This is a genomic window from Propioniciclava flava (assembly GCF_004126535.1).
GTDB classification, from domain to species: domain Bacteria; phylum Actinomycetota; class Actinomycetes; order Propionibacteriales; family Propionibacteriaceae; genus Propioniciclava; species Propioniciclava flava.
On record NZ_PPCV01000002.1, the window covers coordinates 216,918 to 242,458 of the forward strand.

The window sequence follows — 25,541 nt, forward strand, 5'->3', positions numbered from 1 at the left end:
CGGCCACCACTGGCGCCGAGGGCGGCTCATTCGCGAGGAGCCCCCGATGAGTCTGCAGCAGCGGGTCTGGGCGACGGTCTCGGGTGCCTTCCTGTCGATGAACCTGCTCATCGTCGCAACCCCACTCACCATCAGCTGGCCCCCCAAGCCCTGGGAGATCGCCTGTTCCCTGACTGGAGTGATCATCGTGTCTATCATCAGCTGGCGCGCCATCGAGCGGGGCTTCGCCCCGGTGCAGAAGGTCGCGCGGCAGATCGCCGAGACACCCAACCTCGACGACGCTGCCCCGATCCAGGCCGTTCCGGAGATGCCCGACCTGGACAGCATCGTCGATGCCCACAATAACCTTGTGGAGCGCCTGCGGTCCCAGCGACGGGCGACGCTGACCGCGCTCATCGAGGGCCAGGAACTGGAACGGGCCCGCCTGTCGCGGGAACTGCACGACCAGATCGGCCAGACCCTCACCTATGCGCTGTTGCTGCTTCAGTCCATCCAGGACGGCGCCGACCAGGAGCAGAAGGTGGCCATGGCCCAGGAGGCGGTGCGCACCAGCTTGCAGGAGGTCCGTGGGCTGGCCGCCGACCTGCGTCCCAGCGTCCTGTCAGACCTGGGCCTGGTCGCCGCCCTGACCTCCTTGGCCACCGCACACGCCGAGGCCACCGGCGTGGTCGTGCGCCGAGACCTGCAGCCGGTGCCCGACCTGGGCTGGGCCGCCGAACTGGTCGTCTACCGCATCGCCCAGGAGGCCCTCACCAACAGCGCCAAACACGCCCAGGCCAGCACCGTCACCCTGTCACTGCACTGCGACCAGGACACCGTGCGGCTGGTCATCGCCGACGACGGCCGCGGCCTGCAGGGCTCCACCCCCGGCACGGGCCTGGCCAGCATGCACGACCGCGCACGCTCCATCAACGCCCAGCTCACCATCACCGACAACCCCGGCGGCGGCACCCGCGTCGAACTGCGCATCGACCGGGGTACCCTCCCCCACGACAGCCTCCCGGAGGACTGACCATGCACACGCCCACCACCCGAGTCGCCCGCGTGCTGCTGGCCGACGACCACACCCTGCTGCGCCAAGGCGTGAAGATGATGCTCGACCCGCAGCCCGACTTGACCGTCGTCGCGGAGGCCGCCGACGGGGCCGAGGCCCTCGAGCGGATCAGCCGCGGCGACATCGACCTGGCCATCCTGGACGTCACCATGCCCCGCATGACCGGGCTGCAGGTGGCCCGCGAGGTCTCCCAGCGCAAGCTGCCCACCCAGATGCTGATCCTGAGCATGCACGACAACGAGCAGTACTTGTTCGAGGCCCTCAAGACCGGCGCGGCCGGCTACGTCCACAAGTCCATGGCCGACCGCGACCTGCTCAACGCCTGCCATGCCGCCGTGCGCGGGGAACCCTTCCTGTACCCGGGTGCCATGTCGACCATCATCCGCGAGTACGTCCAGCGTGGTGAGGCCCACGAAGGCGACCGGCTGCTGACCCCGCGTGAGGAGGAGATCCTCAAGCTCATCGCCGAAGGGCACTCCGGCAAGGAAATCGCCGAGATGCTGTTCATCAGTCCCAAGACCGTCGAGCGGCATCGTGCGAACCTGCTGGAGAAGCTCGGGATGAAGGACCGTCTCGAACTGACCCGCTACGCCATCCGGGTGGGCCTCATCGAACCCTGACCCAGCCGGGTGCATGTCGGTGCCTGCGCATGTGGGTGTCGACACCGATGGTTGCGCCGGGTGTCGAGCACTCGAATGGACGACGTGAACATCCCGTCCAACCCTGTGGAGACGACCATGACCAAGACCCTACGTACCCTGTCCCTCGTCGAACTGCTCAACGCCGCGCTGCTCATCGGGCTCGGCATCCTGCTCATCTGGTGGCCCGGCCTGACCCTGCGCTCGCTGGTCATTTTCTGCGGCGCCTTCCTGCTCGTCGAGTCCGTCTCGACGATGATCGGCGCCTGGCACGCCACCGGCCTGCTGCGCTGGGTCGCCGGCACCATCGGCGTCATCGGCGTCGCCCTCGGCCTGCTCGTGCTGCTGCTGCCCGGCCTGACCCTGTCCTTCATCGCCGTCGCCGTCGGCCTGTGGACCATCGTGTCCGGCATCGCCCTGATGGCCCGCAAGGCAACCGATCACCGCTGGCTCCACGTCCTGGGCGGGCTGCTGCTCGTCCTGGCCGGCGGCTGGTTCGTCATCGACCACACCGCCGCTATCATCACCATCGGCCTGTGGGCCGGTATGACGCTGCTGGCCATCGGCGCGACGCAGGCCGCTGCCGCCATCGCCGTGTGGCGCGCGGCCAAGAACAGCTGACCTGATCCGTCGGCCCCGTCTGCAACCCATCCACAGCCCTCTACCCCATCAGGAGTTTTGCCATGCTTCAACCTCGCCTTGCACGTTCGGCGGTCACCGCCCTTGCAATGGTTTCGCTGCTTCCCCTTGCTGCCTGTAGTGACACCGCCCCGATGGACCCGGTTGGTCCGAAGGCCCCCACGACGTCAGCGGCCGCCAGCGGTTCCCCGTCGGGGAACAATTCTGGTTCTTCGTGCAGCCTGGATGATCCTTCCTGGACGTCATTGGCGGACGCGGTGAGCCCGTCGGTGGTGTCGGTGGGTGTCTCCAGCGGCGGCCGTCCGGTGGGTGAGGGCTCGGGGGTGGTCATTGATGACCACCACATCGTCACCAATGCCCACGTGGTGGGTGATGCCACCGACAGTGACGTGTCGGTGACCCTGTCCGACAACACCGTCAAGCCGGTCACCATCGCCGGTCGTGACCCGATCACCGATCTGGCGGTGCTCACGGTCAAGGACGCCAAGCTCACCCCGATCCGGATTGCCACCTCCGCGAAGGTGCGCACCGGGCAGCCCGTGATGGCCGTGGGCAATCCCCTGGGCCTGGAGGGGACCGTGACCACCGGCATCGTCAGTGCCCTCAACCGTCCGGTGGCTGCCTCCGAACAAGGCGCCGGACCGAGCGTCGCGACGGTGACCAATGCCATCCAGACCTCGGCACCGATCAATCCGGGCAATTCGGGTGGGGCCCTGGTCAATGGCTGTGGCGAGCTGATCGGCATCAACTCCTCCATCGCCACGCTGGGCCCGGGCAGCGGCAGCATCGGCATCGGGTTCGCGATCCCGTCCGACCAGGTGTCGATGGTGGCCCAACAGCTCATTCGTGATGGCCGGGCCCGGCACTCGCAACTGGGGATCTCCGTGGCTGACGGCATCGCGGCACGCGGCACGCAACAGGTGCGCAGCGCGGTGGTCGTCTCGGTGGTTGCCGACAGTCCGGCTCAGCGGGCCGGGGTGAAGGCCGGCGATCACATCCTCAGCATCGACGGTGCTGCCACCACCTCTGCGCTGTCCCTGGTGGGGCATGTGCGGGGACTTCCCGTCGGCAAGCAGGTGAACCTGCTGGTGGTGCGTGACGGCAAGGAACTCACGCTGTCCGCGACGCTGGCCAGCGACTGACACGCCCCGACGCGTCTGACGTGGTGAGGCGGGTCAGGCCTGGTGGGTGGGGGTGCTCTCGCTGCGCACGACCATCACCGGCGCCAAGCTCCGACCGGCGATGCGTCGGCTGGTCGAGCCCAGCAGCAGACCGATGAAGCCGCCCCGGCCACGGCTGCCGACCACCACGAGGCTGGCGCCGCGGGAACGCTTGACCAGGGCGTCGACGGGCTTGCCGTCGACCAGGATGGCGTCCACAGTGAGGTCGGGATGCTGCTCGGTCACCGGCTCCAGCAGATCATCGAGACGTTCCATGGCGTTGGCTGCCATCAGTTCCGGCATGCGGTCGTCGAATGCCGTGGTCCACGAGGGGTCGAAGTGGACGACGGTGACGGGCTGCAGCGTGGTGTGGTGGCTGCTGGCGATCTGTGCCGCCAGGTGCAGGGCCTGGCAGGAACCCTGGTCGTCGACCCCCACGACCACGGGGCCGTCGGGGCTCCAGTCACCCTGCATGGGCACGACGACGACTGGCTGCTTGCTGTGGGACAGGACGGCGTCAGTGGTGCTGCCGAGCAGGTGTTCCACGATGCCGTCGCGGCCCTGGCGCCCGACCACGAGGATGTCGCTCGGCCCGGTGGCAGCGATCAGGCCGTGGGCGGGGGCACCGAGCTGCACCTCGGTGGTGATGTCGACCTGGGGGAATCGAGCCCGGTTCAGCTCAGCCAGCTGGTTGACCTGCGCGCGCATCGCGTCGAGGTAGTCCTCGACCAGCTGCGGGGTGTACCAGTGGGAGATCGGGCCGGCGAAGGTGTCGGTGCTGGGAGGCACGGGCATGGACACCATCATCAGCAGCCGCACCGACAGGTCGTGCCGGTCGGCGAACTGACAGGCCCACGCGGCAGCACGGTCGGCGGCTGAGGAGCCGTCGACGCCGACGACCAGAGCGGTGAAATCCTTCAACTCCATGAGGTTGCCTTTCTGTGAGGAACAGCTTCGCTGTTCGTGGTGGCTCCACTCTCGACGCGCACCGGCAGCCCGGCCAAGCGTTCTGGCCCGGGGGTGGGGATCGCCCCGGCCACTTTGGGTGTCGCCACCCATCGACCGGAGCCGCGCCCTGGGCGACAGTGGATGACGTGGAAGCGCACCGTTCATGCAGCGCTTCTGGACCATCCTTCGCAGTTCGCACCACACAGGAGGAGAACACCATGGCACGTTCCGTCGGCATCGATCTGGGCACCACCAACTCCGTCGTCGCAGTTCTTGAGGGTGGCGATCCCACTGTCATTCCGAACGCCGAAGGCGCTCGCACCACCCCGTCGGTAGTGGCATTCAGCAAGACCGGTGAGGTCCTGGTGGGCGAGGTCGCCAAGCGCCAGGCCGTCACCAACGTCGACCGCACCATTCGCTCCGTCAAGCGCCACATGGGCACCGACTGGAGCATCAAGATCGACGGCAAGGTCTACAAGCCCCAGCAGATCAGCGCCTTCGTGTTGCAGAAGCTGAAGCGCGACGCCGAGGCCTACCTGGGTGAGCCCGTCACCAATGCGGTCATCACCGTCCCGGCCTACTTCTCCGACGCGGAGCGTCAGGCCACCAAGGAGGCCGGTGAGATCGCGGGTCTGACCGTGGACCGCATCATCAATGAGCCCACAGCGGCCGCCCTGGCCTACGGCCTGGACAAGGGTGGCGAGGAGCAGACGGTCCTGGTCTTCGACCTGGGTGGTGGCACCTTCGACGTGTCCCTGCTGGACATCTCCGAGGGCGTCTTCGAGGTGAAGGCCACCAAGGGTGACAACCGCCTGGGTGGCGACGACTGGGACCAGCGCATCGTCGACTGGCTGGTCACGCAGTTCAAGAACAAGAACGGCATTGACCTGAGCAAGGACAAGATGGCTTCCCAGCGTCTGCAGGAGGCTGCCGAGCGCGCCAAGATCGAGCTGTCCTCCTCCCAGGAGACCAGCATCAACCTGCCCTACATCACCGCCGGTGCACAGGGCCCGCTGCACCTGGAAGAGAAGCTCACCCGCTCCGAGTTCCAGCGCATGACCCAGGACCTGCTGGACCGCTGCAAGGCGCCCTTCCACGCCGTGATCAAGGATGCCAACACCTCGGTGGACAAGATCGACCAGGTCATCCTGGTGGGTGGCTCCACCCGCATGCCCGCCGTCGCGGACCTGGTGAAGGAGCTGTCCGGCAAGGAGCCGCACAAGGGTGTCAACCCCGACGAGGTCGTCGCGCTGGGTGCCTCTCTGCAGGCCGGTGTGCTGAAGGGTGAGGTCAAGGACGTACTGCTGCTTGACGTGACTCCGCTGAGCCTGGGCCTGGAGACCAAGGGTGGTGTGATGACCAAGATCATCGAGCGCAACACGACGATCCCGACGAAGCGCTCGGAGATCTTCACCACCGCCGAGGACAACCAGCCGTCGGTGATGGTGCAGGTCTACCAGGGTGAGCGCGAGTTCGCCCGCGACAACAAGTCGCTCGGCAACTTCGAGCTCACCGGCCTGATGCCCGCCCCGCGTGGCGTGCCGCAGATCGAGGTCACCTTCGACATCGACGCCAACGGCATCGTCCACGTCTCGGCCAAGGACAAGGCGACCGGCAAGGAGCAGTCGATGACCGTCACCGGTGGTTCGGCGCTGGGCAAGGAGGACATCGACCGGATGGTCCGTGACGCTGAGGCGCACGCCGAGGAGGACCGCAAGCGCCGTGAGGCCGTCGAGATGCGCAACGAGGCCGATGCCCTGGCCTTCCGCACCGAGAAGCTGCTGGCCGACGCCGACAGCATCGGTGACGAGGTCAAGGCCCCGGTCGTCGAGGCCCTGGAGAAGCTGAAGGAGGCCCTGAAGGGCACCGACAACGACTCCGAGGTCAAGGCCGCGATGGAGGACCTGAACACCAAGGCCGCCGCCATGGGCCAGGCCGTCTATGCGGCCAGTCAGGCGCAGGCCCAGGAGCAGGCCTCCCCGGCCGATGCCGGTGGTTCGGACGACGACGTGGTCGACGCGGAGATCGTCGACGACAAGTGATCCGCCGGGTGGGGTCGCCTCGCGGCCCCACCCGTCCCGGGCGGTGGCCACGCGATCGGCCCGCAGCACCCCCCTGCGGGCGCTTCGCGGCGCCATGGGCCATTCGAAGCAGTGCCTACCCGCCAGGTGCTGCCACCCACCAGACATGAGGAAAACAGATGAGCGCAGACGACGTGACCACCACGACCGGTCAGCAGAGCACGACCGCTGAGGAGCTCGACGCTGCCGCGCAGGTCGAGGCGCTGCGCGCGCAGGTGGCCGAGCTGAAAGGTCGCCTGGCCGAGCGCACCGAGGACTTGCAGCGGCTGCAGGCCGAGTATGTCAACTACAAGAAGCGCGTCGACCGCGACCGCGACCTGGCGCGGCGGGGCGGTGTCGAGAAGGTGCTCGGTGAGCTGCTGCCGGTGCTCGACGCTATCCGCTTGGCCGACGAGCACGGCCAGCTGGACGGACCGGTGAAGGTGCTGGCCGACCAGGTGCTGGCCCTCACCACCCGTCACGGCATGACCAGCTTCGGTGAGGTCGGTGACGCCTTCGACCCGGCCCTGCACGAGGCGCTGATGCAGCAGCCCTTGCCCGGCGCCACCCAGACCTGTGTCTCGCAGGTGATGCAGCCCGGCCACCGCATCGATGACAAGGTGCTGCGCCCCGCCCGGGTCGCGGTCAGTGACCCCGATCCCGAGGCCACCACCCACGATGACCTGACGGGACAGGAGGACCGCTGATGAGCGCCCAGGACTGGGTCGACAAGGACTTCTACAAGGTGCTCGGGGTCTCCAAGGACGCTTCTGACAAGGACATCAAGAAGGCCTTCCGCAAGCTGGCCCGCGAGAACCACCCCGACCAGCACCCCGGTGACGCTGCGGCGGAGGCCCGCTTCAAGGAGGTCTCCGAGGCCAACTCGGTGCTGTCCAACCCCGACTCGCGCCGCGAGTACGACGAGATCCGCGAGATGGTCGCCAACGGCGGTTTCGGCTACGGATCCGGCGCCGGCCAGTACGGTGCGGGTTTCCCGGGTGCCGGAGGCCAGTACGGCCAGGGCGGTGGTGGGCCCTTCACCTACAGCTACTCCACGGGTGGCTCGGCCGAGCACCTGTTCGGCCAGGGTGGCGGCTACGAGGACATCCTGGGTGGCCTGTTCGGCCAGGGCGGTGGCTTCGGTGGGCGTCGCCCGCAAGGCACGCGCCAAGGTGCCGACATCGAGGGTGAGGTGACCATCGGCTTCGAGGAGGCCGTGGCCGGCACGACGGTGTCGATGCAGCTGGTCTCGCAGGTGCCGTGCACGGCCTGTGGCGGGGCCGGCATCACCTCGGGCAACCCGCCCCAGGTGTGCGGCTCGTGCGGTGGCACCGCCCGGGTGCCGCAGTCGCGGACGATGAAGGTACGCATCCCGGCCGGCGTCGAAGACGGGCAGACCATCCGGATCAAGGGCAAGGGCTCGACCGGCGTCAACGGCGGACCTGCCGGCGACCTGCTGGTGCGCGTCCACGTCACCCCGCACCGGCTGTTCGGCCGCAAGGGCCGTGACCTGACCCTCGACGTGCCGGTCACCGTCGACGAACTGATCCTGGGCGCCGACATCGAGGTGCCCACCCTCGACGGTGGACGGGTGACGGTGCGCGTGGCCGAGTGCACGCCCAACGGCCGCACGCTGCGGGTGCGCGGCAAGGGCGTGAAGACCAAGGCCGGCACCGGTGACCTGCTTGTGACCCTGCAGGTGCAGATGCCGAGCAGCGTGAATGACCAGGCCAAGCAGGCCATCCGGGACTTCGCCCGCGCGATGGGTGAGACCAACCCGCGCGCCTCGATTCTGGGGAGGGAATGACCATGACCAGCAACAACCACGAGCGGCGTGACAACGTCGTGTTCACCACCATCCAGGTGGTGCACCTGACCGGGATCCACCCGCGCACCCTGGATGCCTTCGCCCTGGCCGGGATCGTGCGTCCCGGCCAGGACGTGGCCGGCCAGCCCGTCTACGGCCGGGCCGACGTGGCCCGGCTGCGCCAGGCGCTCACCATGGTGCAGCACGCCGGGATGCCCGTCGCGCAGGTGGCCTGGATCTTCGCGCTGCGCGACCAGATCGACCAGACGCGACGTGAGCTCGACCACCTGGTCGGCCAGTTGTGGGCCGAGCTGGACAGCGCGATGCCCACGCCCAGTGGCCGCGTGTTCACCACGGGCGCCGACGGCCGGGTCTGGGTCGGGCGTCACCGCCCGGGTGCCCGGCGTCGTCTGGGCCGCTGAGCCCGCCCGGCCACCCCTTGACATCCTCCGGAAAGAAAGTCCCATGGACATCGTGATCATCGGCGGCGTCGCCGCCGGCATGTCGGCCGCCGCCCGCCTGCGGCGTTTCGACGAGCAGGCCTCCATGACCGTCGTGGCGAAGTCGGGCCACATCTCCTCCGCTCGCCGACTGCGGTCTTCCCTACTACGTGGGTGGTGTGATCACCGACCGTGATGCCCTGCTGCTGCAGACGCCCGAGGCCATCAAGGCCCGCTTCAACATCGACGTACTGGTCAACACCCGCGCCGAGGCCATCGACCGCACAGCTCACACCGTCACCGACCTGGCCACTGGCGCCGCCCGGCGTCTGCACTACGACCGGCTGGTGCTGGCGCCCGGTGCCACACCGGTGCGTCCGTCGATCCCCGGCATCGAGTGGGCACTGACCCTGCGCAATGTCGAGGACGCCGATGCGCTCGCTGCCGCCGCCCAGCAGGCCCGCACCGACGCGGTGACCGGCGGCGGTTTCATCGGTCTCGAGGTCGCCGAGAACCTCGTTCGCAAGGGCCTGCAGGTGGCGCTGGTGGAGGCCACCGACCAAGTCCTGGCACCGCTCGACCCCGAGATGGCCACACCTGCGCGACGCGCTGCGCTCGGCCGGGGTCGACCTGCACCTGGGGTGCGCGGTCACCGCCATCGGTGACCACGACGTGACCCTCGCCGACCAGTCGATCCTGGATGCCGACCTGGTGGTGGCCGCCATCGGGGTGCGCCCTGACTCGCAGCTCGCCCGTGATGCGGGCCTGGAGTGCGCACCCAATGGCGGGATCGTCGTCGACCGGAACCTCACCACGCGCAATCCGCACATCTACGCGGCCGGTGACGCCGTGGCCAAGCATGACGCCGTCGATGGGTGCTTGGTCTTGGTGCCGCTGGCCCAGACGGCGAACCTGCAGGGACATCGGATCGCCGACCGCATCATGGGCCGCGAGATCGGCGACCGTCCGGTGCTCGGCACCGCAATCGTGGACCTGTTCGGTCTGCAGGCGGCCACCGTCGGCTGGAATGAGAAGCGCCTGCGTGCCGCAGGCGCCCCTACCGCGCGATCCACACCCATCCGACCGAGACCATGCCGGCTACTACCCCGGCGCCACACAGATGGCGCTGAAGCTGCTCGTCGACCCCTACCCGACGCGATCATCGGACCCCAGGGCGTGGGCCCCAAGGGTGTTGACAAGCGGATCAATGTCATTGCCACGGCAATGACCGGCCATGTGATGGCCAGTGATCTGGCGCAACTGGAACTGGCCTATGCGCCGCCCTTCGGCAGCGCCAAGGATCCGGTGAACATGCTCGGCTTCGCCGACGAGAACCTGCACACCGCCACCTCGCTGACCCACCAGTGGCACCAGCTCGCCCAGGCCCAGGACAGTGTCGCCGTCCTCCTCGACGTCCATAGCCCCGCAGAGTTCGCGGCCGGAGCCATCCCCGGAGCCATCAACATGCCCGTCGACGAGCTGCGCCAGCGCATCGACGAGGTCCGGGAGCTGGCCCCGGGCCACGAGTTGTCGTGCACTGAGCTGTCGGTGTGCGCGGCCATGTGGCGTGCCGGATCCTGGCCGGGCACGACATCCCTGCCCGCAACTTGGACGGGGGCTACAAGACCTGGATCGCCGGAACCCGCGCCTGGACGAAAGCGCTTCCACCACGCACGGGACGGGAAGAGCGCGGGGGTGGCCACCAGCGATGCTGGTGGCCACCCCCGGGGCATTGGTGGTTCAGATGGCAATGGACAAGTGGGACACGGCGGCCGCGTCGTCGGTCTCGGCCTCGGCTGCCGCAATCTGCGCAACCCGGTCGGCGTAGGCCCGGCGTTCGCGGTCGATGTCGGCGGCGTCCCACCCCAGCAGTGGGGCCATGATGACGAGGATCTCGTCGCTCGCAGACAGTCCTCGATCTCGTCGTTCGATGTCCAGTCGCACACGTCGCAGAAGCACATCATCAAGGTGGGTGGCACCCTCATGGGTGACTGCCCAGGCGACTTCTGCCCGCAGGAAGTCCGGTGCACCGGTCAGCGGCTGGCCCCAGGCCAGCTCCCGCGATCCCACGGCCAGCGCCGCGTCGTGCTCGTCAGCGACAGCCAGCAGAGCAGGCGTCTCCGACCCATAGCGATCCAAGAGGTGTGTGACCCGTGTCAGGGGCCAGCCGCGGGTGCTGGCAAGTTCCTCGGCGTGCCCGGCCAGTTCCCGGTAGCCGTTGGCGCCAACCAGCGGCAGGGTCGTGGTGCGGGTGGGACGGGCTGTCGCGAGTTCATCGCCAAGTGCGTGGTCGACGGCGTCCTGGGCCATGACCCGGTAGGTGGTGAGTTTGCCGCCGGCGATCGCCGTCAGGCCGGGGGCAACCCGCGTCACGGTGTGTTCCCGCGAGATCTTGGTACTTGCCGTGTCGGAGCCTGACTTGAGTTGGGGCTGCAGGAGCGGCCGCAGCCCGGCGTAGGTGCCAATGATGTCGTCGCGTGTCAGGGGGCGACTCAGCGCTGCGTTCGCATGCTGGAGGATGTAGTCGATGTCAGCGCTGGTGGCAACAGGCTTGGAGACGTCGTGCTGCCATGGTGTATCGGTGGTTCCAATGACCCAATAGCGGGGCCACGGGATGATGAACAGGACCGACTTCTCCGTGCGGAGGAAGATCCCTGTCTTGGCGTCGATCGCTTCCTTCGGCACGACGATGTGAATGCCCTTGGATGCCAGGACCTTGAGCCCACCTTCATGGGCGGCGAGGTTCTGTGTCTGCTCGGTCCACACGCCGGTGGCATTGATGGTGCGGGTGGCGCGGATGTCGTGTTCCCTGCCAGTCTCACGGTCGATCACGCGAGCCCCGGTAACGGTTCCGGCACCATCGGTGAGGTACTTGGTGACCTGGGTGCGGCTGGCGGCGAAGGCACCGAGACCGACCGCGGAGCGCACGAGGTCGATCACGAGGCGTGCGTCGTCGACCCGCGCGTCATGGAAGCGGATGGCTCCCACCAACTGCGACGTGTCCAGCGCCGGTGCCAGCTCCTGCGTCCCCCTGCGTCCCAGGTGCTTCTGGAGCGGAACCGTGCACCGCCCGCGGGCACCGGCCACGGCGAGGGCGTCATACAGGCCGACGCCGACGCCGGAGTACACACGCTCGTAGTGGTGCTTCAACGGCCACAGGAATGGCTGCGGCTTCACCAGGTGAGGGGCGGTGGTCGTCAGCAGACGGCCCCGTTCTGTGAGGGCCTCATGTACCAGGGGGAAGTCGAGTTGGTACAGGTATCGCAGGCCGCCATGGACGAGTTTCGAGGACCAGGACGAAGTGCCCGAGGCCCAGTCACCCATCTCGACGATGCCGGTACGCAAACCCCGGCTGGCGGCATCGAGCGCAATACCAGCTCCCGTGACACCGCCACCTACCACGAGGAAATCCATGGGCTCGCCAGAGGTCAGTTCCGTCAGGGAAAGGGTACGTTGTTCCGCATTGAGCGCAGATCCATCCCCCTCGAGGATCGGGACTTCGCGAGAGGTCGGGACGTGAGGGGGTCTGTGTTCAGGTGACATGGTCGATGCTCCTCCAGCAGTCGTAGGGCGTGCCATTGGACCCCCTTCCGGACAACGCCCGGTGGCCTGTGCCTCGCCTGACGCTGGCCTGCCGCACAGACGCCTGAGACCTTGCCGGTGAGGACCATGGCAACCTGGTTCGGTTCAGATGGTTGAGGGGTGCGTGCCCCATCTGTTAACGACGGTCGAAAAGGGGACCGTTTCCGGCGGTTGAAAGGGGAGCCACTGGTTTGTGGTGTCTAGTCTGCCTGTTGCTCGAGGCGGGCGGAAGGCAGGGTGGTCATGGTGGTGTTGCGCAGCCGGTAGGACGCGCCCTTCAATGTGATGACTTCGGCGTGGTGGACGATGCGGTCGATCATGGCGGAGGCGACGGCCTGGTCTCCGAAGACCTCTCCCCAGCGGCTGAAGGGCAGGTTGCCGGTCAGGATGATCGAGCTGTTCTCGTAGCGTGAGGCGACGAGCTGGAAGAACAGGTTCGCGGCGTCGGCGTCGAAGGGCAGGTAGCCGACCTCGTCGATGACCAGCAGCTGCAGTCGGGCGAGTTTGCGTAGCTCTGCATCGAGCCGTCCGGTGCGGTGGGCTTGTTGGAGGCGGGTGACCCAGCCGGCTGCGGTGTCGAACCCGACACGGATTTGTTGGTGGCAGGCCGCGACGGCCAGGGCGGTGGCGAGGTGGGTCTTGCCGGTGCCGGGTGGGCCGAGGAGCACGACGTTGCCTGCTTCGCTCAGGTATCCGCCGGCTGCGAGGCGGTGGAGTTGGGCCCGGTCGGCGGCGGGTTGGTGGTCGAAGTTGAACTCCTCCAGCGTCTTGACTGCGGGGAAGCCCGCGGCGCGGAGGCGTTGCTTCGCGCCGGAGGCCTCGCGGGCTGCGACTTCGGCCTCCAACACAGCCTGCAAGTACTGGGGCCCGGTCCAGGAATGGGCCGCGGCCTGGTCGGCCAGGCGTCGGGCCGATTCGCGGATGCGGGGTGCTTTCATCACCCGGGCCAGGTAGTCGATGCGGGTGAACGTCTCATCAGCGGCGGTGGGCATCAGGCGACCTGCCCCTCGAAATCAGCTGCTGCGAGGCCGAAGGCCTGGTCATAGACCGCCAGGTCCCGGGCCAGGCCCTCGTCGACCGCTTGCAGCGGCGGGTGCTGGAAGTCGTGGCGCAGCTGGGCGGCGGTCTGGACATGAGCCGGGTCGGTGATCGTGCGGCCCGATCCCCAGACTCGCTCGTGCCGGGCGATCGTGAGGCCCTGGTGAGTGACGATCACCTCGTCCAAACTGACGCGGACCTCGACGAGCCGGTCGATGGCCTGCGGGTCAACGGAGTAGTCATTCCCGGCGGCGCGAACGTAGTAGTCACGGCCCAGCCGGATCGTGAACCGTTCACCAACCCTCGGCGGTGTTGGTGGCAAGGCCCCCATCGCCGCCAGATCAGACGGGAACACCTCGGCAGGGCTCGCATCCAACGCCCTGACCCTGCGCTGGTTGGCCACCGTTGTCAGCCAAGCACTCAGCTGAGCGTTGAAGTCTTGCGGGCCGGTGAAGCTGCGGCCGGGCAGGAAGGACGTCTCCAGATACTGGTTGGCCCGCTCAACGACCCCTTTGGTCTCGGGGTCATACGGCTTGGCCTGCACGAGTCACGTGCCCAGCATGCCGCAAAAGCCACTCACCCCCTCAGCCAGCCGGCCACGGCGTCCGATCCCGGCCTCGTTGTCCCACAACAGCCGCTTCGGGATAGCGTCGAAACGCTGCAGCAACAACCACATCCCCGCCAACAGGTCACCGGTGCGACGGCTGGGGATCATCACCGCCTCGATCCGGCGGGAATGCGCCGCGACCATCACCAACACCGGCGTACGGCCCCGCAGCCGGGAATCCAAGCCGACGTCCACCGGTGGGAACCACAAGTCGCACTGGACCTGCTCACCGGGCCGGTGGACCAGCCGATCCGCCGGATCAACCCGGCGAACCCGGCGACGGGCCTCCGCGACGTTCTCACGGAACCAGGTGATCGATCCCTCCCAACCGACCCGCTCGGCCAGCACCGTCGCCGCCATGTCCGGGAACTCTTCCAGCAACGCCTGCACTGCCGGTTCAACCCGGGCCCAGGCCGACTCGACCGGCGGCCTGGGCTTGTAAACCGGTGGGCCATCCGAGGCCAACGCCTTCGCGACCGTCTTGCGAGCCACCCCCAACCGCTTCGCGGTCGCCCTACCAGACAAGCCCTCACTGGCATGCAGATACCGAATCTCGGCCCACACATCCACGCTGATCATCCCTCCATCGTGATCGCGTGGCCCCCTTTTCGACCGTCGCTACTGGCTCCCTTTTCGACCGTCGTCGACACCGCGAAGCGATCGTTGCGATGGTTGCCGATGCCGCCGAGCTCGTTTCCCTTCGGCTCACGCCGCCCGAACTCGCCTCCTCGCCCGTCGTGTTCCGTCGGCCCGACGGCAGTTCGGTGTTCCGTCCGAAGGGTTCGACCGTGTTCACCTCCGAATCCCAGCTCGCGGCCGAGGACAGACTCCTGGAACGAGCGGCGAACTTGGCCGGTCCGACGGTGCCGCTCGCAAGAGTCGAGAAGATCACGCGCAGCCCCGATGCGGACGGTCGGTTGCTAGGCGACGACCAAGCCGACGCCCTGACTCACATCGCGCTATCAGGACGCCTCCTCGATGTCCTGGTCGGTCCTGCCGGGGCGGGCAATACCACATGTCGTGTTTGACGCCACTACGGGAGGGTGCGATTACGTGCTGAGCGGGGTCCCCAACTCTCCGTAGTAACGGGAAGAGAATTGCCCTGCGGAGACGGCTGAGCGTAAACGATGACTCAGTGCACGCGGACAGACCGAATCTGCCAGACGGGGTCAGTTCGGGCCGGCTTGGTGGTTGTGCCTGATGAGTCGTGCTCCGGCGGTTCCGCCATGGCCGTATTCGTGGTGAGCACGGGCGAGGTCGTCGATATCATAGGACTTCCCGATCGCGGGCGTCAGTTGCCCCTCTGCCACGCGTTGTGCGAGCCACGTGAGGTTTGCGGCGCTGTGGCCGGCGGCGATGCCGAGGACTCGGTGGCGACCGCGTGTCGCGGAAGGAATGGTCTTGATCCAGCTGTCTGCGCGGGTGAGAACGATACGGCCTCCGGGTCGCGCTGCGCCGAGCCAGTCCTTTCCTCGGCCGGCTGCGACGACGATGGCGTCGTAAGCGCCGGATGCCTGGACAGCATCCACCGAGACCGTGGTGTGGTCGAAGACCCCGCTCGCCCCGAGATGGCGACAGAGGTCTTGACCCGCGGGGCCTGCCACCGCGTCGACGTTGGCGTCGAAGAAACGAGCGAGTTGAATCGCGGCCGTGCCGACGGCTCCCGCCGCACCGACGACGAGGATCCGCTGCCCGGCGACGACACGGGCGGCTCGAAGGCTCTTCAGCGCGGTCAGCGCGCCAAGGGTCAATGCGCCGATATCAGCTTCTGGCGCGTAGCCATCGGGGAAGAGACCTATGCGACTGGAATCAACCCGAAGATACTCGACGGCGGTTCCTCGACGTCGAGAGGGTTCGAGACCGAGCACCGACCACACCCATCGTCCGGGCTGGACCGCGACGCTTCGGGTATCGCGGATGACTCCCAGCACGTCGAATCCGGGCTGCTTCGGGAACCCCACGCCGTGCATCCTCAGTCGGCCCGAGCGGTACATGAGGTCGATATCTGAGACCCCGCTGGACACGGTCTCGATGAGCACCTCGCCCGGTCGCAGCGACGGCAGGCAAACCTCGTCTCGTTGCAGAACGGAGGGATCGCCGTATCGGTGGTACTGGATGGCCCACATCGTCTATCCGTTCCGCCGCCGACCGCGCACGGGTATGTTTGCGGCTGATTTCTTGCCGAGAATGAGGCGAGTGAACACATGGGTGCCCAGTATCAGCGGAAGCACCGAGACGGCCACCGCGATGGACTTCGCGTCGTGCTCGCGGATGCCGTTCCTGCGCAGCACGCGCCGCGCCCACAGCCAGAATGGAATCACGATCGTGGGAGAGGTTGCGACTCCGGTGGTGTACTCGCGCGCGGCGACAGCGGTTGCGAGATGGGTGAAACCGTGTGCTCCGAACGCCAGCAGCCCTCCGCGGAACCAGACCGACCGGCCCTCGGTTCGAACGCCTGCGACAGACGCAGTGGCGACGAGCGCCGCCATGATTCCGATGCCGACGTTGACGTGGGTCTGCGAGAGTCCTCTCATTCTGAGATCGTCAGGGATCGGCGCCCACTTCGGCACGCGTGCGAGGACTCGGCGCGAGCTGGGTGCCATAGTCACGAGCTCCTCCGCGTCGTGGATGGCGAACGCGGCGAAAAAGCCGAGACTGGCCCGAGTGAGATCATTCATCGCGGTTCAGCTCCTTTCTCCCTTGCCATCGGTTACGCTACCACGAGTAGTGGAACTAGGGATAGAACTAGGAGGCTCGCGATGAATGGGGCAGGTGGCCGACCTCGGAACGCCGCGGTCGATACTGCGGTGCTGGCGACGACGATCGGCCTGCTCCGAGAGCGGGGATACGCGGGGCTGCGCATCAATGACATCGCGGAGGCGTCGGGGACGGCCAAGACGACGATCTATCGGCGATGGCCGACGTTGACGCACCTCGTGGTCGCGGCAATGCAGCATGCGCTCGGCGAGCGTGCATTCGAGGCCACCGGAGACACTGAAGCCGACCTCGACAGCCTCGTCGAGTCGGGCCTGGGGTTTCTGGTCGATGGCAGGTCTGATCTGCTGGCCGTAGCGCTGGACATCCACCGCCAAGGCGACACCGAACTACGCTCCACCTACCGGCAAAGCATTATCGACCCCATACGCGAGCAAGCCATCACACTCATCGCGACCGCGGTCGAACGCGGTGAACTCGAGGAGAACACCCAGCCGGATGTGATGGTCGACGCGGTCATCGGAGGCCTCGTGTATCGCAGCGCCATTCTCGCGGAACCTCTTTCACTGGATCAGGCAAGAGCATTCTGGCGGAGCGTGCTCAGCCCGCGACGATGCCAGTCGCCGCAACCGCGTCGGCCCTCGAAATAGGCAGCCATCACGTCTGGCCTGGCCCCGGATTGAAGAAGTCGAGACCGCGCTACCTTTGCTTCCCCACGGCGTCCTTCTCTCGACGTAACCGCGCTCAACTCGGAAGAGCCGAGTCCTCTGTCACCTAGTCGCTGATGGGTGCGGCGAGAGCTTCGGGCTTTCCATTCTCTGCGACAGCGGCGAGCGCACGTTCGAGCACTTGCAGGTCTTCAACGGTCTCCACCGAGATGACCTTGCCCCACGCGAGCGTCATGAACTGGAACACCGTGTTCTCGTACCGCACCCCTCCTGGCAGGTCACCCGCGATTGATGCCCGCACAGCGATGCGAGTTCGCCATGGACCGCCGTTCACTAGGACGTCCTGGATGTCGAATCGAGCTCCCGGAAGAAGATCGAGGACGCGCTGCCACCAGCGGATCATCGACTCCCGTGTTGTGCGGCGGCCTCCCAGCGCGTGCTCCCCGTGGAAGCGGTACTCGAACGACGGGGCGAGTCCGTCGACCATCGTCGTGTAGTCGCCCGCGTTGATCCGCTCGAAGACGGCCCGTACCTTTCCTCTGACGATCCGCTTGTACATGCCTGTCCTCTTCTCTCACATGCTCTACTTACGTTACTCTTGGTTACACTATGGTTCGTTCAGGTCGCCCGCGCAAGAGCGCGGTGGAGGACAGCATCGTGCAGGCCATGGGCGATCTGGTCGCCGAACACGGGTACGCCTCCGTCACCGTCGATCAGGTGGTTACTCGTGCAGGAACGAACAAGCCGGCGTTCTACCGACGGTTCAAGCACCTGGCCGAGGTGGTGCCGCAGATACTTATCTCACGGCATGGCACCGATGAGGACATCGACACCGGCACCCTCGTCGGGGACCTGATCGAGGTGCAGCGTCGGCAGCGACGCCTGTTCACCGATCCCGTGGTCACCAGGGGCTTCACCGGATGGCTCTCACACATCGAAGCCACCCCTGAGATAGGCGCACCGTTCTTCCGCGACTATCTCGCGCCTCGCCGCGCGTACACACAGATCATCCTCAATCGCGCCGTGGAGAGAAGCGAGGTCACCGTCGCGACAGACTCCGCCTGGATCGCCGACCTACTGACCGGGCCGCTCGTCATGCGTGCGGTGATGCCCGGCCTACCGCCTATCGACGACCGACTCGTTGCGCAGACCATTCATGCCGCGCTCGACGCACTCGGCTACCAAGGCGACCGTCCAACCATCAGCAGCATAGGGATAACCTAGAACCCGCTGAATATAGCCGATCTAGACGAAGCTACTTTCGCAACCCCACAGCGTGCCTTCTGCGGTCTATAGGCTCCGTGTCGGCCCCTCATGGCTCGGGTCGGTGCGGTGGGGGTCACGCTGGAACGGGTCATGGAGTTGCCGCGCCCGTTCTGCTGCTCGTTGCCGTGCCCGCTCCTGCTCGGCACGCTTGGCCTCGATCAGATGGGCGGCGTCGGTGATGGGGAGGGCGCGGAGTTCATCGGCCTCTGACCGTAGGAGCGCGGCCCGGTTCTTGGCGTCGTGCGCTTGACGGCGGGGGTTCGTGGTGCTCCGCATCCCGTACCGGGCTGCCTGGGCGTGCTCGGCCCCGTACTCGCTGACCAGCAGTGCCGTGTGTTCCTGCTTGTGCCGTCGCCGCATCATCTGCCGGTCGGCGGTGGCGGCTTCGACAGTCTGGGCGGCCTCGGTCACGCGAGGGTCGGTCTCGGCGCGTTTGGTGGCGGCCTGGCCTGCCCATTCGGTGAGACGATCAGGGTTCTCCGGTGTGGTGCCCCATTCGCGGCTGACTTGGCCGCGCAACGCCTGGGTGCGCTCGGTCGCGGCCTTGCGCTCGGTGCGGGCCTTGCGCCTGCCGAACCGCCTAACGGTGGCGAGGCGGGCATTGGTGGCGGCTTCGTCTTCGGCGGCGGCGAGGTAGGCCGCTCCATTGCGTTCAGCCTGGCTGGTGAGCGGCTGCGTGACCTCGGCGCGTACCTGTTCGGCGGCGTCCTTGGCCTTGCCGAGCACGGCGGCGCTCTCATCGTCTTCGGCGCGGTGGGTGGCGCGTTGGGCATCGAGGCGTGCGGCGATCTGCTCCCACCGCTGCGCCGCCCGTTGTGCGTGTTCGGCCTCGTGGTCGAGCCGGTCGAGTTCGTCCACCACAAGTCGCACCGGGCCGTCGCTGACGAGACCTTGCACGGCCTCGGCGGCTTGGGCGGTGGCGTGGTCGAGGCCCCGGTCGGCGGGGTCGCGGTCCATCGCCTCGATGAACCGCGCCCTGGCATCGGCCATGTCCGTGGCGACGACGTGCAGCCGGTTGGTCTCGCGGCCTCGGGTCATGCCGACATAGACCCCTGCCGCGCTGGTCGCCTCGGTGAGCACCGTGTGGGAGGCATCGACGGTTGCGCCTTGGACGCCGTAGGCGGTCGTGGCGTAGGACAGGTGCGCGTGCTCACCCACGTACTCGGCGGGCAGGGCGACGGTGCGGGGGCTCTTGCGCCCGCTGGCAGCTTCTCGCGCGTACACGACGCCATCCTCGGTGACCTGCTGGACGATCCACTGTTGCCGGTTCGCCACACCGAGCGCGGTGTCGTTCTTCCGGGTCTGGATGAGGTCACCGGCTCCGATACTGAGGCCGTCGCTGCTGGTCGCCGTCACCGTGTCATTGACCTCGCCAGTCTCGACTCTCCCGGCGCGGATGCGCTCGTTCAACGCCGCGGCCTCATCGTTGGTCGCTACGGTGATCGCCTCGCCCTGGCGGGCGTTCTCGGTGGTGTGCTCGCGAGCCTGCTCATCATCAGCGTGCAGCCTCACCAGTCCCATCGCGACAAGATGGTTGAACGTCTCGCCGGGGTTGGCCCGGTCGCGCATCGACAGCGTGAGGGCCGCGTATTCGGGGTCGGTGAAGCGGTGGAGTTCGGTCATGTCGTAGGTGCGGCCTCTGATTTGGGCGGCCATGTCGAGCACCCCGCCTCGACCGACAGCCGGGAGTTGTGCGCGGTCGCCCACGAGGGCGACCGTCGCTCGCGCCTCAGCGGTGATGGTCAGGAGTGCGTGGGCGGTGTCTTGGTCGAGCATTCCGGCTTCGTCCACGATCACGCGCTCACCAGCAGACAGCCGCGCATCTTTCGGTGGGCCGGTGTAGAGACTGCCGGTTGCGGGGTCGGTGTCACCTACTGCGAGGCGTGTCCATACGCCGTCGCTGTTCCATCGCCACCCATGCGCGTACACCAGTGCCGCAACACTGGTCGCGGGTACGTCGAGTTCATCGTGGGCGACCTGCGCCGCCCGCAACGTCGGCGCAACCACCCGTGACGGCCTGCCCTGCTGCGCTGCTACCTCGATGGCGGTGCGGAGCATGGTGGTCTTCCCGCTACCCGCGGCACCCTCCACAATCACCAGCGGATCGGTCGAGGCCACCGCAGCGGCGGCGAGGACCTGCCCCTCATCCAATCCTGCTGTTCGTGCGGCTTCGACCACGTCGGGATGCTTCGGCTCCCGGCGCGGTGTCGCGGCGGTGAGTTGATCGCGCAGCGCAGTCTCGGCGGCGACCACGCTGAGACTGGTCAGATGCGCGACGTGCTCCGGGGTTGCCGCTCCTGGTGGCAGGATCGAGAAGCAATCCGAGACCGCAACCTCGCCCGCTTTGCTGATGAACTCCCGCAACTCTGCCGGTGCCGCCTGCACACCGTGCTCGGTCGTGATCCTGGTGACGTGCTCAGCCACAGTGTGCGGTGTCCACGCCGACGACCCGGCAGCACTGCGGTCCAGTGCCCGCGATGCAATCTCCTGCACCGCGAGGTCATCGAGGGCAACCGGGGGTTGCGCGACACGTCGGGCGAGGTTGCCGGGGTCGTAGCCGGCGTCGCGGAGTTCCTGCTGCCACCACTGCTCATCTTTGAGGTCGGCGGGCTTCTTACCAGGCCGCTGATGCGCCCACGCGATGCCCTGCATCCGCGCCGTCACGACCGGGCCAGGTTCCTCGCCCGGATGCGCCGCTTCCCATTCGGCTTCAAGCCGGTCGAGGTTCTTCTTGATCTGCGCCGAACGCTTCGACATCACCGCATTGAACGGCTGCAACTCGGCGACCTCGCCGCTCACCGGGTCCAGGGTCAGGCCATGCTCTGCAAGCGTGGCCGCGAGCTGCGGGTGCGCGGCGATCACCGCCGAACCCATCGCACGGATCGCGCCCTGCTGCCTGAACAACGCTGCGGTATCCAGTGCCCGCCACTTCCCAGCCGCCCACACCCGTGTGCCGATCTGCATGTGAATATGCCGGTGCGGATCACCCGCCCGCGAGGTCTTATGACCGATGCCCACGACCTGCATGCCCTCGATAGGCGCGACCTCCTGCGCCCCACGCGGCCCGACCCGAGTCACGCTGTGCTGGCCCAGCCACCGGCGAATCTCCGCCAGGGCGTCCTGCTGCGCACGATCCAACGCCCCAGAGACTTCGGGGTGCAGGGCTGCAGCGACCGACAGGCTCTTCGGCGCGTTCACGGTCATCTCCGCGAACAACGGCGACCCCTTACGCCCCTCACCCGGCTGACGCGGGGTGCCCATCGACTCACCCGTGACCGGGTCGTGCCAGTCCACCCACGCCTCGTACTCATCCGCCGACAGAGACCGGGTGGCGGTGACCTCACCCGTGCTCTCTAGCACGGTGTACTCGGCCACGGCGTCGTCCGCACCGAGGTAATACTCATCGGCGCGGGAACGGTCGGCCTCGACATACCGGCGCGCCGCCTTGCCGCTGCCACGAAACAGGAGCACTCCGCCCTTCACACTGACCTCCCTCACGAGACGACTTCTCATGAGGGAGGTGCGCACTACGGCCCCGCCGTAGCATCCGTGCATACTTGGATACTTGGACTCTTGGGGAGCGGATTGGTCCGCGGCGGTGCCGTGTATGGCTTCGAAAGTGGCCGGTGTCAGTCGGTGTAGCGGTCGAGGGTGGCGGCGAGGTATGTGGTGAAGTCCTCGCGGAGGGTTATGGAGCTGACGATGATGACGTCGGGCCCGAGGCGGAGCAGGATGGTCATCGCGTGGAGGTGGTCCACGAACTCCAGTTCCAGGAAGCTGTATCCCTCGCGCTCGGGTGGCGGTGACGGTCACCGCCTGCGCGTCTGCGCTACCGACACGACCGGACTGCGTTGATCGCGGACGAGGATCTCCGCGCGAGTGGCAGGCCGAACAAGCCTGGACGGTGCCGTCACCGTGCATCCTTCGGATTCCCGCGATGTTTCAGGATATTGGCGACACTTCGGGGGTCTGGATCGCTGAGCATGAAGGTGGGGAGTTTTCCGTCCACGTCATAGCCGCCGCAGGGTCCCCAGGGCTTCGGCGAGGACATCGGCGATGGAGCGACCGGCGGGATTGCGGTACCACTGCTCCACGGCTGAGAAGTATCCGAAGACCAAGGCCGAGGACATGACGCGGGCCTCGGAGGCTGTGAATCGACCGGATGCGGTGAGGATCGGAGCAATCCGTTCCACCGCGTTGGCCAGAATCTCGTAGGACGCCTTACGGACGGATGGTTCGTCGAAGAAGTAGCGGATGCGACGTAGCGCAAGGTTGCCCTCGGGGTCTTGCTGGTCTGGCGATGGCTCGAACCGTGCGACCACGGTTCGTACGGTGCCGACGAGGTCATCGGGGTCGATGATGGTGGTGAGTTCGGCTTCGCTCAGGGTGTCGAAGTCATCGGCCAGGACGATGCCCTCCTTGGTGCCGAAGTACCGGTAGACCGAGGACGGCGACACTTCTGCGGTCTCGGCGATCTGTTCGACGCTGACCTGCTGGAAACCGCGTTCGTCGAACAGATCGAGGGCGGTCCGCTGGATGTGGCGCATCGCTGCGTGCCGCTTGCGTTCTCTCAGTCCCTGTGCCATCCACCCACCATACTGCAAGTCACTAGCAGTTGACGGACTCTATCTCCTTAGGTAGAGTCACCATCAACTGATAGTGACTTGCAGACTAGGAGTGTTCATGGGAACGGAACGCACGGCGTCAAGGCGGATTGCGGTGTCGATCTGCCTGGGGCTTGGACTGGCTGCCACGGTGGTAGCCGTGATCTGGATGGTCGTGGATCAGGCGACCGGTGACAGCGTCGCCTCCCACGTCCACGAGCTCTACGCACCGTATGGCGAGGTCCCCGACCCGATCGTGCCGTGGGTCTTCCTGTACAGCGTCTTCGGGCTCGCACTAGTGGGTTGGGCAGTCGCGCTTATTGGGACATGGCGCGGGTCCAGGTGGGCGCGGTGGTGGTCTACGGCCTGCTTCGTCGTGGGCAGCGCGCTGCTGATCTTCGGCGCAGTGGTCTCCGAGCACGACACACCCATCCTGCCGCTGTCGTGGCGCATCGTGAGCATCGCTCTAGCTGCGTTCGGCGCGCTCACCGTGGTGGTCGCCTGGCTTCCCACCACCGAACGGATCAAGGAATGAGCATCCTGATCATCACCGAGTCCTACTTCGGTAACACTTCGGCCATCGCCAAAGCGGTCGCAGAGGGGATCACCGATGCCCTTGGCGCAGGCCAAGCCTCGATCGTGACGGCCAGCGAAGCTGGCGCTACGTTGCCAGCCGGCCTGACCGCCGCGATCATCGCCGCCCCTACGCACGACTTCTCCTTGCCTACTCCACGGACGCGCGAGCAGGCACAGGCCAAGGGAGCAACCGCAAACACCACGCGGGGAGTACGGGAATGGATCGAGGCCCTCCAGCCGGTCACAGGACTCCCGGTGGTCACCATCGACACCTCGACCAAGACACGCTTCACGCCCGGTACCGCCTCCAAGACGGCATACAAACTGCTCAAGAAGCGAGGCTTCACCAAGGCACGGCGTGGCCCGAGCTTCCACGTCGCCGGAATCCCGGGACCGCTACTCGACCAAGAACTGCTCCGCGCCCATCAATGGGGACAAGGCTTCTCTAACTCCCTTTGAGCTAGCAAGTCCAGCGAAGGTCTCGGCCGAGCATGTGGTCCGATCGGTGTCACTCCCAACTGGTCGGCCAGCCACACCCGAATGATGCCCGGCTCTGCATCAGTCGTCAGCAAAGCCGAAAGGCGACTTCTAAGAAGCCCTACCGCGCCGACAGACCGGTCACAGCGCTCGGCAAGCGTCACGCCTGCTGACGGGCGGCGGGTGTAGGGGCGTGCTGGTGCGCGTCCTCGTTTGGGCGCTGGTGGCGCACCTCCCTCACGGGAGGCCACCGTGGACGAGCACACTGCACCTGGCGCAGGTGATCCTGCGACTCCGGCTGGGGCGGCCAGCCACGGGTTCGAGAACCCGGAGAGGTTGCGCGCCTTGCTGATCCGCTTGTATGAGTCCGGCCCTGGGGCCTGGCGGAGTGATCGCGAAGCGGCGGAACTCATGCAATACACAGCCGCCAGGTACCGACGATTGGCCCATAAGTACGGGCTGGACGCCTGGGAGGTCGCCTCGGCTGCGTTCGAGGTCATGCTCACAGACTCGGCACGACGCGCTGGTAATCCGTGGGCCGTGGTCACCCGCGCCGTGCAGATCACCTGTACCGCCGAAGCGCGCGCGGCGGGGATGCTGGTCTCGACCGGCAAGGTCCGCCACACGTCCAGGATCGCCGAGTTCCACGACGCGATCCGGTTCGCTGAGCGAGAGCACCTGGCCGACTACCACCCTGCCTTCGCCGTCAACTCCGCGACCGACGAGGAAGACGACCCCGACGACGGCGGCCATCCTCGGGTGACGGCCGCCCTGTCAGCGATAGTGGAGTTGTTCGCGTCGGTGGGGTGGGATGCGGTGCTCGTCGCCGATTGCGTGGAGCATGTCGCCTACCGGCTTGCTGATCTGACCTCCCGCGCGAACGCAGTGGAGGTGCTGCGCCGCAACCACACCGTTCCGGTACTGCTGGGCGTGCCGCCGAAGTCATGGGCCGCGTTGCTGCGGATCGTGCTCGGGCATCCCGATCGCAAACACGCGGGCACCCCGACCGGCGACGGTATTCTCCTGCGTCTGCTCGGCGGTGAACCCCTCGACTCCCTACGCTGTGACACGAGGCTGTTGGCTGCGATCTGGGCAGCCAAGCCCCGAACCGACACCTGAACAGTGAGTCTGAGAGAAGAAACTACATGTAGTACCCGTTGGCGAACATGAATACTACATGTTGTGGTTTGGGGTGCGTACCTGTCTGTCATGAAGGCGACCACAGCAGCACCCAGCACACCCGGAACTTCCGTCCCACCTTC

General features: G+C 67.0%; 24 protein-coding genes and 2 pseudogenes. 16 read left to right on the forward strand and 10 right to left on the reverse strand.

Annotated features, from left to right (window positions below):
* Positions 1–46: 46 nt before the first annotated feature.
* The 4 genes from C1706_RS03825 to C1706_RS03840 all read left to right on the forward strand — a co-directional run bounded on the left by C1706_RS03825 (position 47) and on the right by C1706_RS03840 (position 3,473).
* The gene (locus C1706_RS03825) at positions 47–1,012 is read left to right on the forward strand and encodes a sensor histidine kinase (protein ID WP_129457905.1); all 966 of its coding nucleotides are present in this window, start codon (positions 47–49) and stop codon (positions 1,010–1,012) included.
* A gap of 2 nt (positions 1,013–1,014) precedes the next feature.
* Positions 1,015–1,674 carry a response regulator gene (locus C1706_RS03830; protein ID WP_129457906.1) on the forward strand — a complete coding sequence of 220 codons (660 nt, stop codon included), beginning with the start codon at positions 1,015–1,017 and terminating at the stop codon, positions 1,672–1,674.
* An 84-nt stretch (positions 1,675–1,758) separates the two neighbouring features.
* Complete coding sequence (locus C1706_RS03835) at positions 1,759–2,313, forward strand: DUF308 domain-containing protein (protein ID WP_164987418.1); 555 nt, start codon at positions 1,759–1,761, stop codon at positions 2,311–2,313.
* 152 nt (positions 2,314–2,465) lie between these two features.
* Entirely contained in the window at positions 2,466–3,473 is a 1,008-nt protein-coding gene (locus C1706_RS03840) for a S1C family serine protease (RefSeq protein WP_284690548.1), read from the forward strand.
* Between the two features lie 33 nt (positions 3,474–3,506).
* Here the strand turns inward: C1706_RS03840 and C1706_RS03845 are convergent, their stop codons facing one another.
* Entirely contained in the window at positions 3,507–4,418 is a 912-nt protein-coding gene (locus C1706_RS03845) for a universal stress protein (RefSeq protein ID WP_164987419.1), read from the reverse strand.
* Positions 4,419–4,657: 239 nt separating this feature from the next.
* Between C1706_RS03845 and dnaK the strand changes: the two genes are divergently transcribed.
* The 6 genes and pseudogenes from dnaK to C1706_RS14230 all read left to right on the forward strand — a co-directional run.
* Positions 4,658–6,481 (forward strand): molecular chaperone DnaK, encoded by a 1,824-nt coding sequence (gene dnaK, locus C1706_RS03850; RefSeq protein WP_129457909.1) that lies wholly within the window; start codon positions 4,658–4,660, stop codon positions 6,479–6,481.
* 158 nt (positions 6,482–6,639) lie between these two features.
* Positions 6,640–7,206, forward strand: coding sequence for a nucleotide exchange factor GrpE (locus C1706_RS03855; RefSeq protein WP_129457910.1), 567 nt, complete (start codon positions 6,640–6,642; stop codon positions 7,204–7,206).
* Complete coding sequence (locus C1706_RS03860; protein ID WP_129457911.1) at positions 7,206–8,306, forward strand: DnaJ C-terminal domain-containing protein; 1,101 nt, start codon at positions 7,206–7,208, stop codon at positions 8,304–8,306. The genes C1706_RS03855 and C1706_RS03860 overlap by 1 nt, the downstream gene beginning before the upstream one ends.
* A gap of 2 nt (positions 8,307–8,308) precedes the next feature.
* Positions 8,309–8,728 (forward strand): MerR family transcriptional regulator, encoded by a 420-nt coding sequence (locus C1706_RS03865; protein ID WP_164987420.1) that lies wholly within the window; start codon positions 8,309–8,311, stop codon positions 8,726–8,728.
* Between the two features lie 43 nt (positions 8,729–8,771).
* On the forward strand, positions 8,772–8,942 hold the full coding sequence (locus C1706_RS14225) for a hypothetical protein (protein WP_206660981.1): 171 nt from the start codon (positions 8,772–8,774) through the stop codon (positions 8,940–8,942).
* Positions 8,926–9,595: pseudogene (locus C1706_RS14230) on the forward strand (NAD(P)/FAD-dependent oxidoreductase); the annotation flags it as partial. The gene C1706_RS14225 and the pseudogene C1706_RS14230, both read left to right, overlap by 17 nt.
* A 297-nt stretch (positions 9,596–9,892) precedes the next feature.
* On the opposite strand, the gene C1706_RS14235 reads toward C1706_RS14230, so the two are convergent.
* From C1706_RS14235 to istA, 4 genes and pseudogenes are all read right to left on the reverse strand, one after another.
* Positions 9,893–10,165: a hypothetical protein gene (locus C1706_RS14235; protein WP_206660983.1), complete on the reverse strand. Its 273-nt coding sequence runs from the start codon at positions 10,163–10,165 to the stop codon at positions 9,893–9,895.
* A 321-nt stretch (positions 10,166–10,486) separates the two neighbouring features.
* On the reverse strand, positions 10,487–12,160 hold the full coding sequence (locus C1706_RS03875) for a glycerol-3-phosphate dehydrogenase/oxidase (RefSeq protein WP_241653425.1): 1,674 nt from the start codon (positions 12,158–12,160) through the stop codon (positions 10,487–10,489).
* A gap of 368 nt (positions 12,161–12,528) precedes the next feature.
* On the reverse strand, positions 12,529–13,320 hold the full coding sequence (gene istB, locus C1706_RS03880; protein WP_129457914.1) for an IS21-like element helper ATPase IstB: 792 nt from the start codon (positions 13,318–13,320) through the stop codon (positions 12,529–12,531).
* A pseudogene (gene istA / locus C1706_RS14935) lies at positions 13,320–14,543 on the reverse strand (IS21 family transposase). Before istA ends, istB begins: the two are co-directional and overlap by 1 nt.
* Before the next feature lie 26 nt (positions 14,544–14,569).
* On the opposite strand from istA, the gene C1706_RS03890 reads away from it, so the two are divergent.
* The gene (locus C1706_RS03890; protein WP_206660951.1) at positions 14,570–15,001 is read left to right on the forward strand and encodes a hypothetical protein; all 432 of its coding nucleotides are present in this window, start codon (positions 14,570–14,572) and stop codon (positions 14,999–15,001) included.
* Between the two features lie 141 nt (positions 15,002–15,142).
* On the opposite strand, the gene C1706_RS03895 is transcribed toward C1706_RS03890, so the two are convergent.
* Entirely contained in the window at positions 15,143–16,099 is a 957-nt protein-coding gene (locus tag C1706_RS03895; protein WP_129457915.1) for a zinc-binding dehydrogenase, read from the reverse strand.
* A 3-nt stretch (positions 16,100–16,102) separates the two neighbouring features.
* Positions 16,103–16,651: an HXXEE domain-containing protein gene (locus tag C1706_RS03900; protein ID WP_129457916.1), complete on the reverse strand. Its 549-nt coding sequence runs from the start codon at positions 16,649–16,651 to the stop codon at positions 16,103–16,105.
* A 129-nt stretch (positions 16,652–16,780) separates the two neighbouring features.
* Between C1706_RS03900 and C1706_RS03905 the strand changes: the two genes are divergently transcribed.
* Positions 16,781–17,338 carry a TetR/AcrR family transcriptional regulator gene (locus C1706_RS03905; protein ID WP_164987421.1) on the forward strand — a complete coding sequence of 186 codons (558 nt, stop codon included), beginning with the start codon at positions 16,781–16,783 and terminating at the stop codon, positions 17,336–17,338.
* Between the two features lie 124 nt (positions 17,339–17,462).
* Here C1706_RS03905 and C1706_RS03910 read toward each other — a convergent pair whose 3' ends face one another.
* The gene (locus tag C1706_RS03910) at positions 17,463–17,915 is read right to left on the reverse strand and encodes a nuclear transport factor 2 family protein (protein WP_129457918.1); all 453 of its coding nucleotides are present in this window, start codon (positions 17,913–17,915) and stop codon (positions 17,463–17,465) included.
* A gap of 83 nt (positions 17,916–17,998) precedes the next feature.
* On the opposite strand from C1706_RS03910, the gene C1706_RS03915 reads away from it, so the two are divergent.
* Positions 17,999–18,580, forward strand: a complete 582-nt coding sequence (locus C1706_RS03915) for a TetR/AcrR family transcriptional regulator (RefSeq protein ID WP_164987422.1) — start codon at positions 17,999–18,001, stop codon at positions 18,578–18,580.
* Between the two features lie 66 nt (positions 18,581–18,646).
* Here C1706_RS03915 and mobF read toward each other — a convergent pair whose 3' ends face one another.
* Positions 18,647–22,120 (reverse strand): MobF family relaxase, encoded by a 3,474-nt coding sequence (gene mobF, locus C1706_RS03920; RefSeq protein ID WP_206660952.1) that lies wholly within the window; start codon positions 22,118–22,120, stop codon positions 18,647–18,649.
* A gap of 512 nt (positions 22,121–22,632) precedes the next feature.
* Positions 22,633–23,208: a TetR/AcrR family transcriptional regulator gene (locus tag C1706_RS03925; RefSeq protein WP_048768674.1), complete on the reverse strand. Its 576-nt coding sequence runs from the start codon at positions 23,206–23,208 to the stop codon at positions 22,633–22,635.
* Between the two features lie 97 nt (positions 23,209–23,305).
* Between C1706_RS03925 and C1706_RS03930 the strand changes: the two genes are divergently transcribed.
* The 3 genes from C1706_RS03930 to C1706_RS03940 all read left to right on the forward strand — a co-directional run bounded on the left by C1706_RS03930 (position 23,306) and on the right by C1706_RS03940 (position 25,398).
* Positions 23,306–23,761 (forward strand): hypothetical protein, encoded by a 456-nt coding sequence (locus C1706_RS03930; protein ID WP_129457921.1) that lies wholly within the window; start codon positions 23,306–23,308, stop codon positions 23,759–23,761.
* On the forward strand, positions 23,758–24,261 hold the full coding sequence (locus C1706_RS03935; RefSeq protein WP_048768667.1) for a flavodoxin family protein: 504 nt from the start codon (positions 23,758–23,760) through the stop codon (positions 24,259–24,261). Before C1706_RS03930 ends, C1706_RS03935 begins: the two co-directional genes overlap by 4 nt.
* 270 nt (positions 24,262–24,531) lie before the next feature.
* Positions 24,532–25,398 carry a hypothetical protein gene (locus tag C1706_RS03940; protein ID WP_048768664.1) on the forward strand — a complete coding sequence of 289 codons (867 nt, stop codon included), beginning with the start codon at positions 24,532–24,534 and terminating at the stop codon, positions 25,396–25,398.
* Positions 25,399–25,541 lie beyond the last annotated feature (143 nt).

What these genes read in the sequence shown, in the direction of transcription:
- C1706_RS03825 (WP_129457905.1), top strand. Translation starts at nt 47, where the DNA reads ATGAGTCTGCAGCAGCGGGTCTGGGCGACGGTCTCGGGTGCCTTCCTG.
- C1706_RS03830 (WP_129457906.1), top strand. Translation starts at nt 1,015, where the DNA reads ATGCACACGCCCACCACCCGAGTCGCCCGCGTGCTGCTGGCCGACGAC.
- C1706_RS03840 (WP_284690548.1), top strand. Translation starts at nt 2,466, where the DNA reads ATGGACCCGGTTGGTCCGAAGGCCCCCACGACGTCAGCGGCCGCCAGC.
- C1706_RS03845 (WP_164987419.1), bottom strand. Translation starts at nt 4,418, where the DNA reads ATGGAGTTGAAGGATTTCACCGCTCTGGTCGTCGGCGTCGACGGCTCC.
- dnaK (WP_129457909.1), top strand. Translation starts at nt 4,658, where the DNA reads ATGGCACGTTCCGTCGGCATCGATCTGGGCACCACCAACTCCGTCGTC.
- C1706_RS03855 (WP_129457910.1), top strand. Translation starts at nt 6,640, where the DNA reads ATGAGCGCAGACGACGTGACCACCACGACCGGTCAGCAGAGCACGACC.
- C1706_RS03860 (WP_129457911.1), top strand. Translation starts at nt 7,206, where the DNA reads ATGAGCGCCCAGGACTGGGTCGACAAGGACTTCTACAAGGTGCTCGGG.
- C1706_RS03865 (WP_164987420.1), top strand. Translation starts at nt 8,309, where the DNA reads ATGACCAGCAACAACCACGAGCGGCGTGACAACGTCGTGTTCACCACC.
- C1706_RS14225 (WP_206660981.1), top strand. Translation starts at nt 8,772, where the DNA reads ATGGACATCGTGATCATCGGCGGCGTCGCCGCCGGCATGTCGGCCGCC.
- C1706_RS14235 (WP_206660983.1), bottom strand. Translation starts at nt 10,165, where the DNA reads ATGGACGTCGAGGAGGACGGCGACACTGTCCTGGGCCTGGGCGAGCTG.
- C1706_RS03875 (WP_241653425.1), bottom strand. Translation starts at nt 12,160, where the DNA reads ATGGATTTCCTCGTGGTAGGTGGCGGTGTCACGGGAGCTGGTATTGCG.
- istB (WP_129457914.1), bottom strand. Translation starts at nt 13,320, where the DNA reads ATGCCCACCGCCGCTGATGAGACGTTCACCCGCATCGACTACCTGGCC.
- C1706_RS03895 (WP_129457915.1), bottom strand. Translation starts at nt 16,099, where the DNA reads ATGTGGGCCATCCAGTACCACCGATACGGCGATCCCTCCGTTCTGCAA.
- C1706_RS03900 (WP_129457916.1), bottom strand. Translation starts at nt 16,651, where the DNA reads ATGAATGATCTCACTCGGGCCAGTCTCGGCTTTTTCGCCGCGTTCGCC.
- C1706_RS03910 (WP_129457918.1), bottom strand. Translation starts at nt 17,915, where the DNA reads ATGTACAAGCGGATCGTCAGAGGAAAGGTACGGGCCGTCTTCGAGCGG.
- C1706_RS03925 (WP_048768674.1), bottom strand. Translation starts at nt 23,208, where the DNA reads ATGGCACAGGGACTGAGAGAACGCAAGCGGCACGCAGCGATGCGCCAC.
- C1706_RS03930 (WP_129457921.1), top strand. Translation starts at nt 23,306, where the DNA reads ATGGGAACGGAACGCACGGCGTCAAGGCGGATTGCGGTGTCGATCTGC.
- C1706_RS03935 (WP_048768667.1), top strand. Translation starts at nt 23,758, where the DNA reads ATGAGCATCCTGATCATCACCGAGTCCTACTTCGGTAACACTTCGGCC.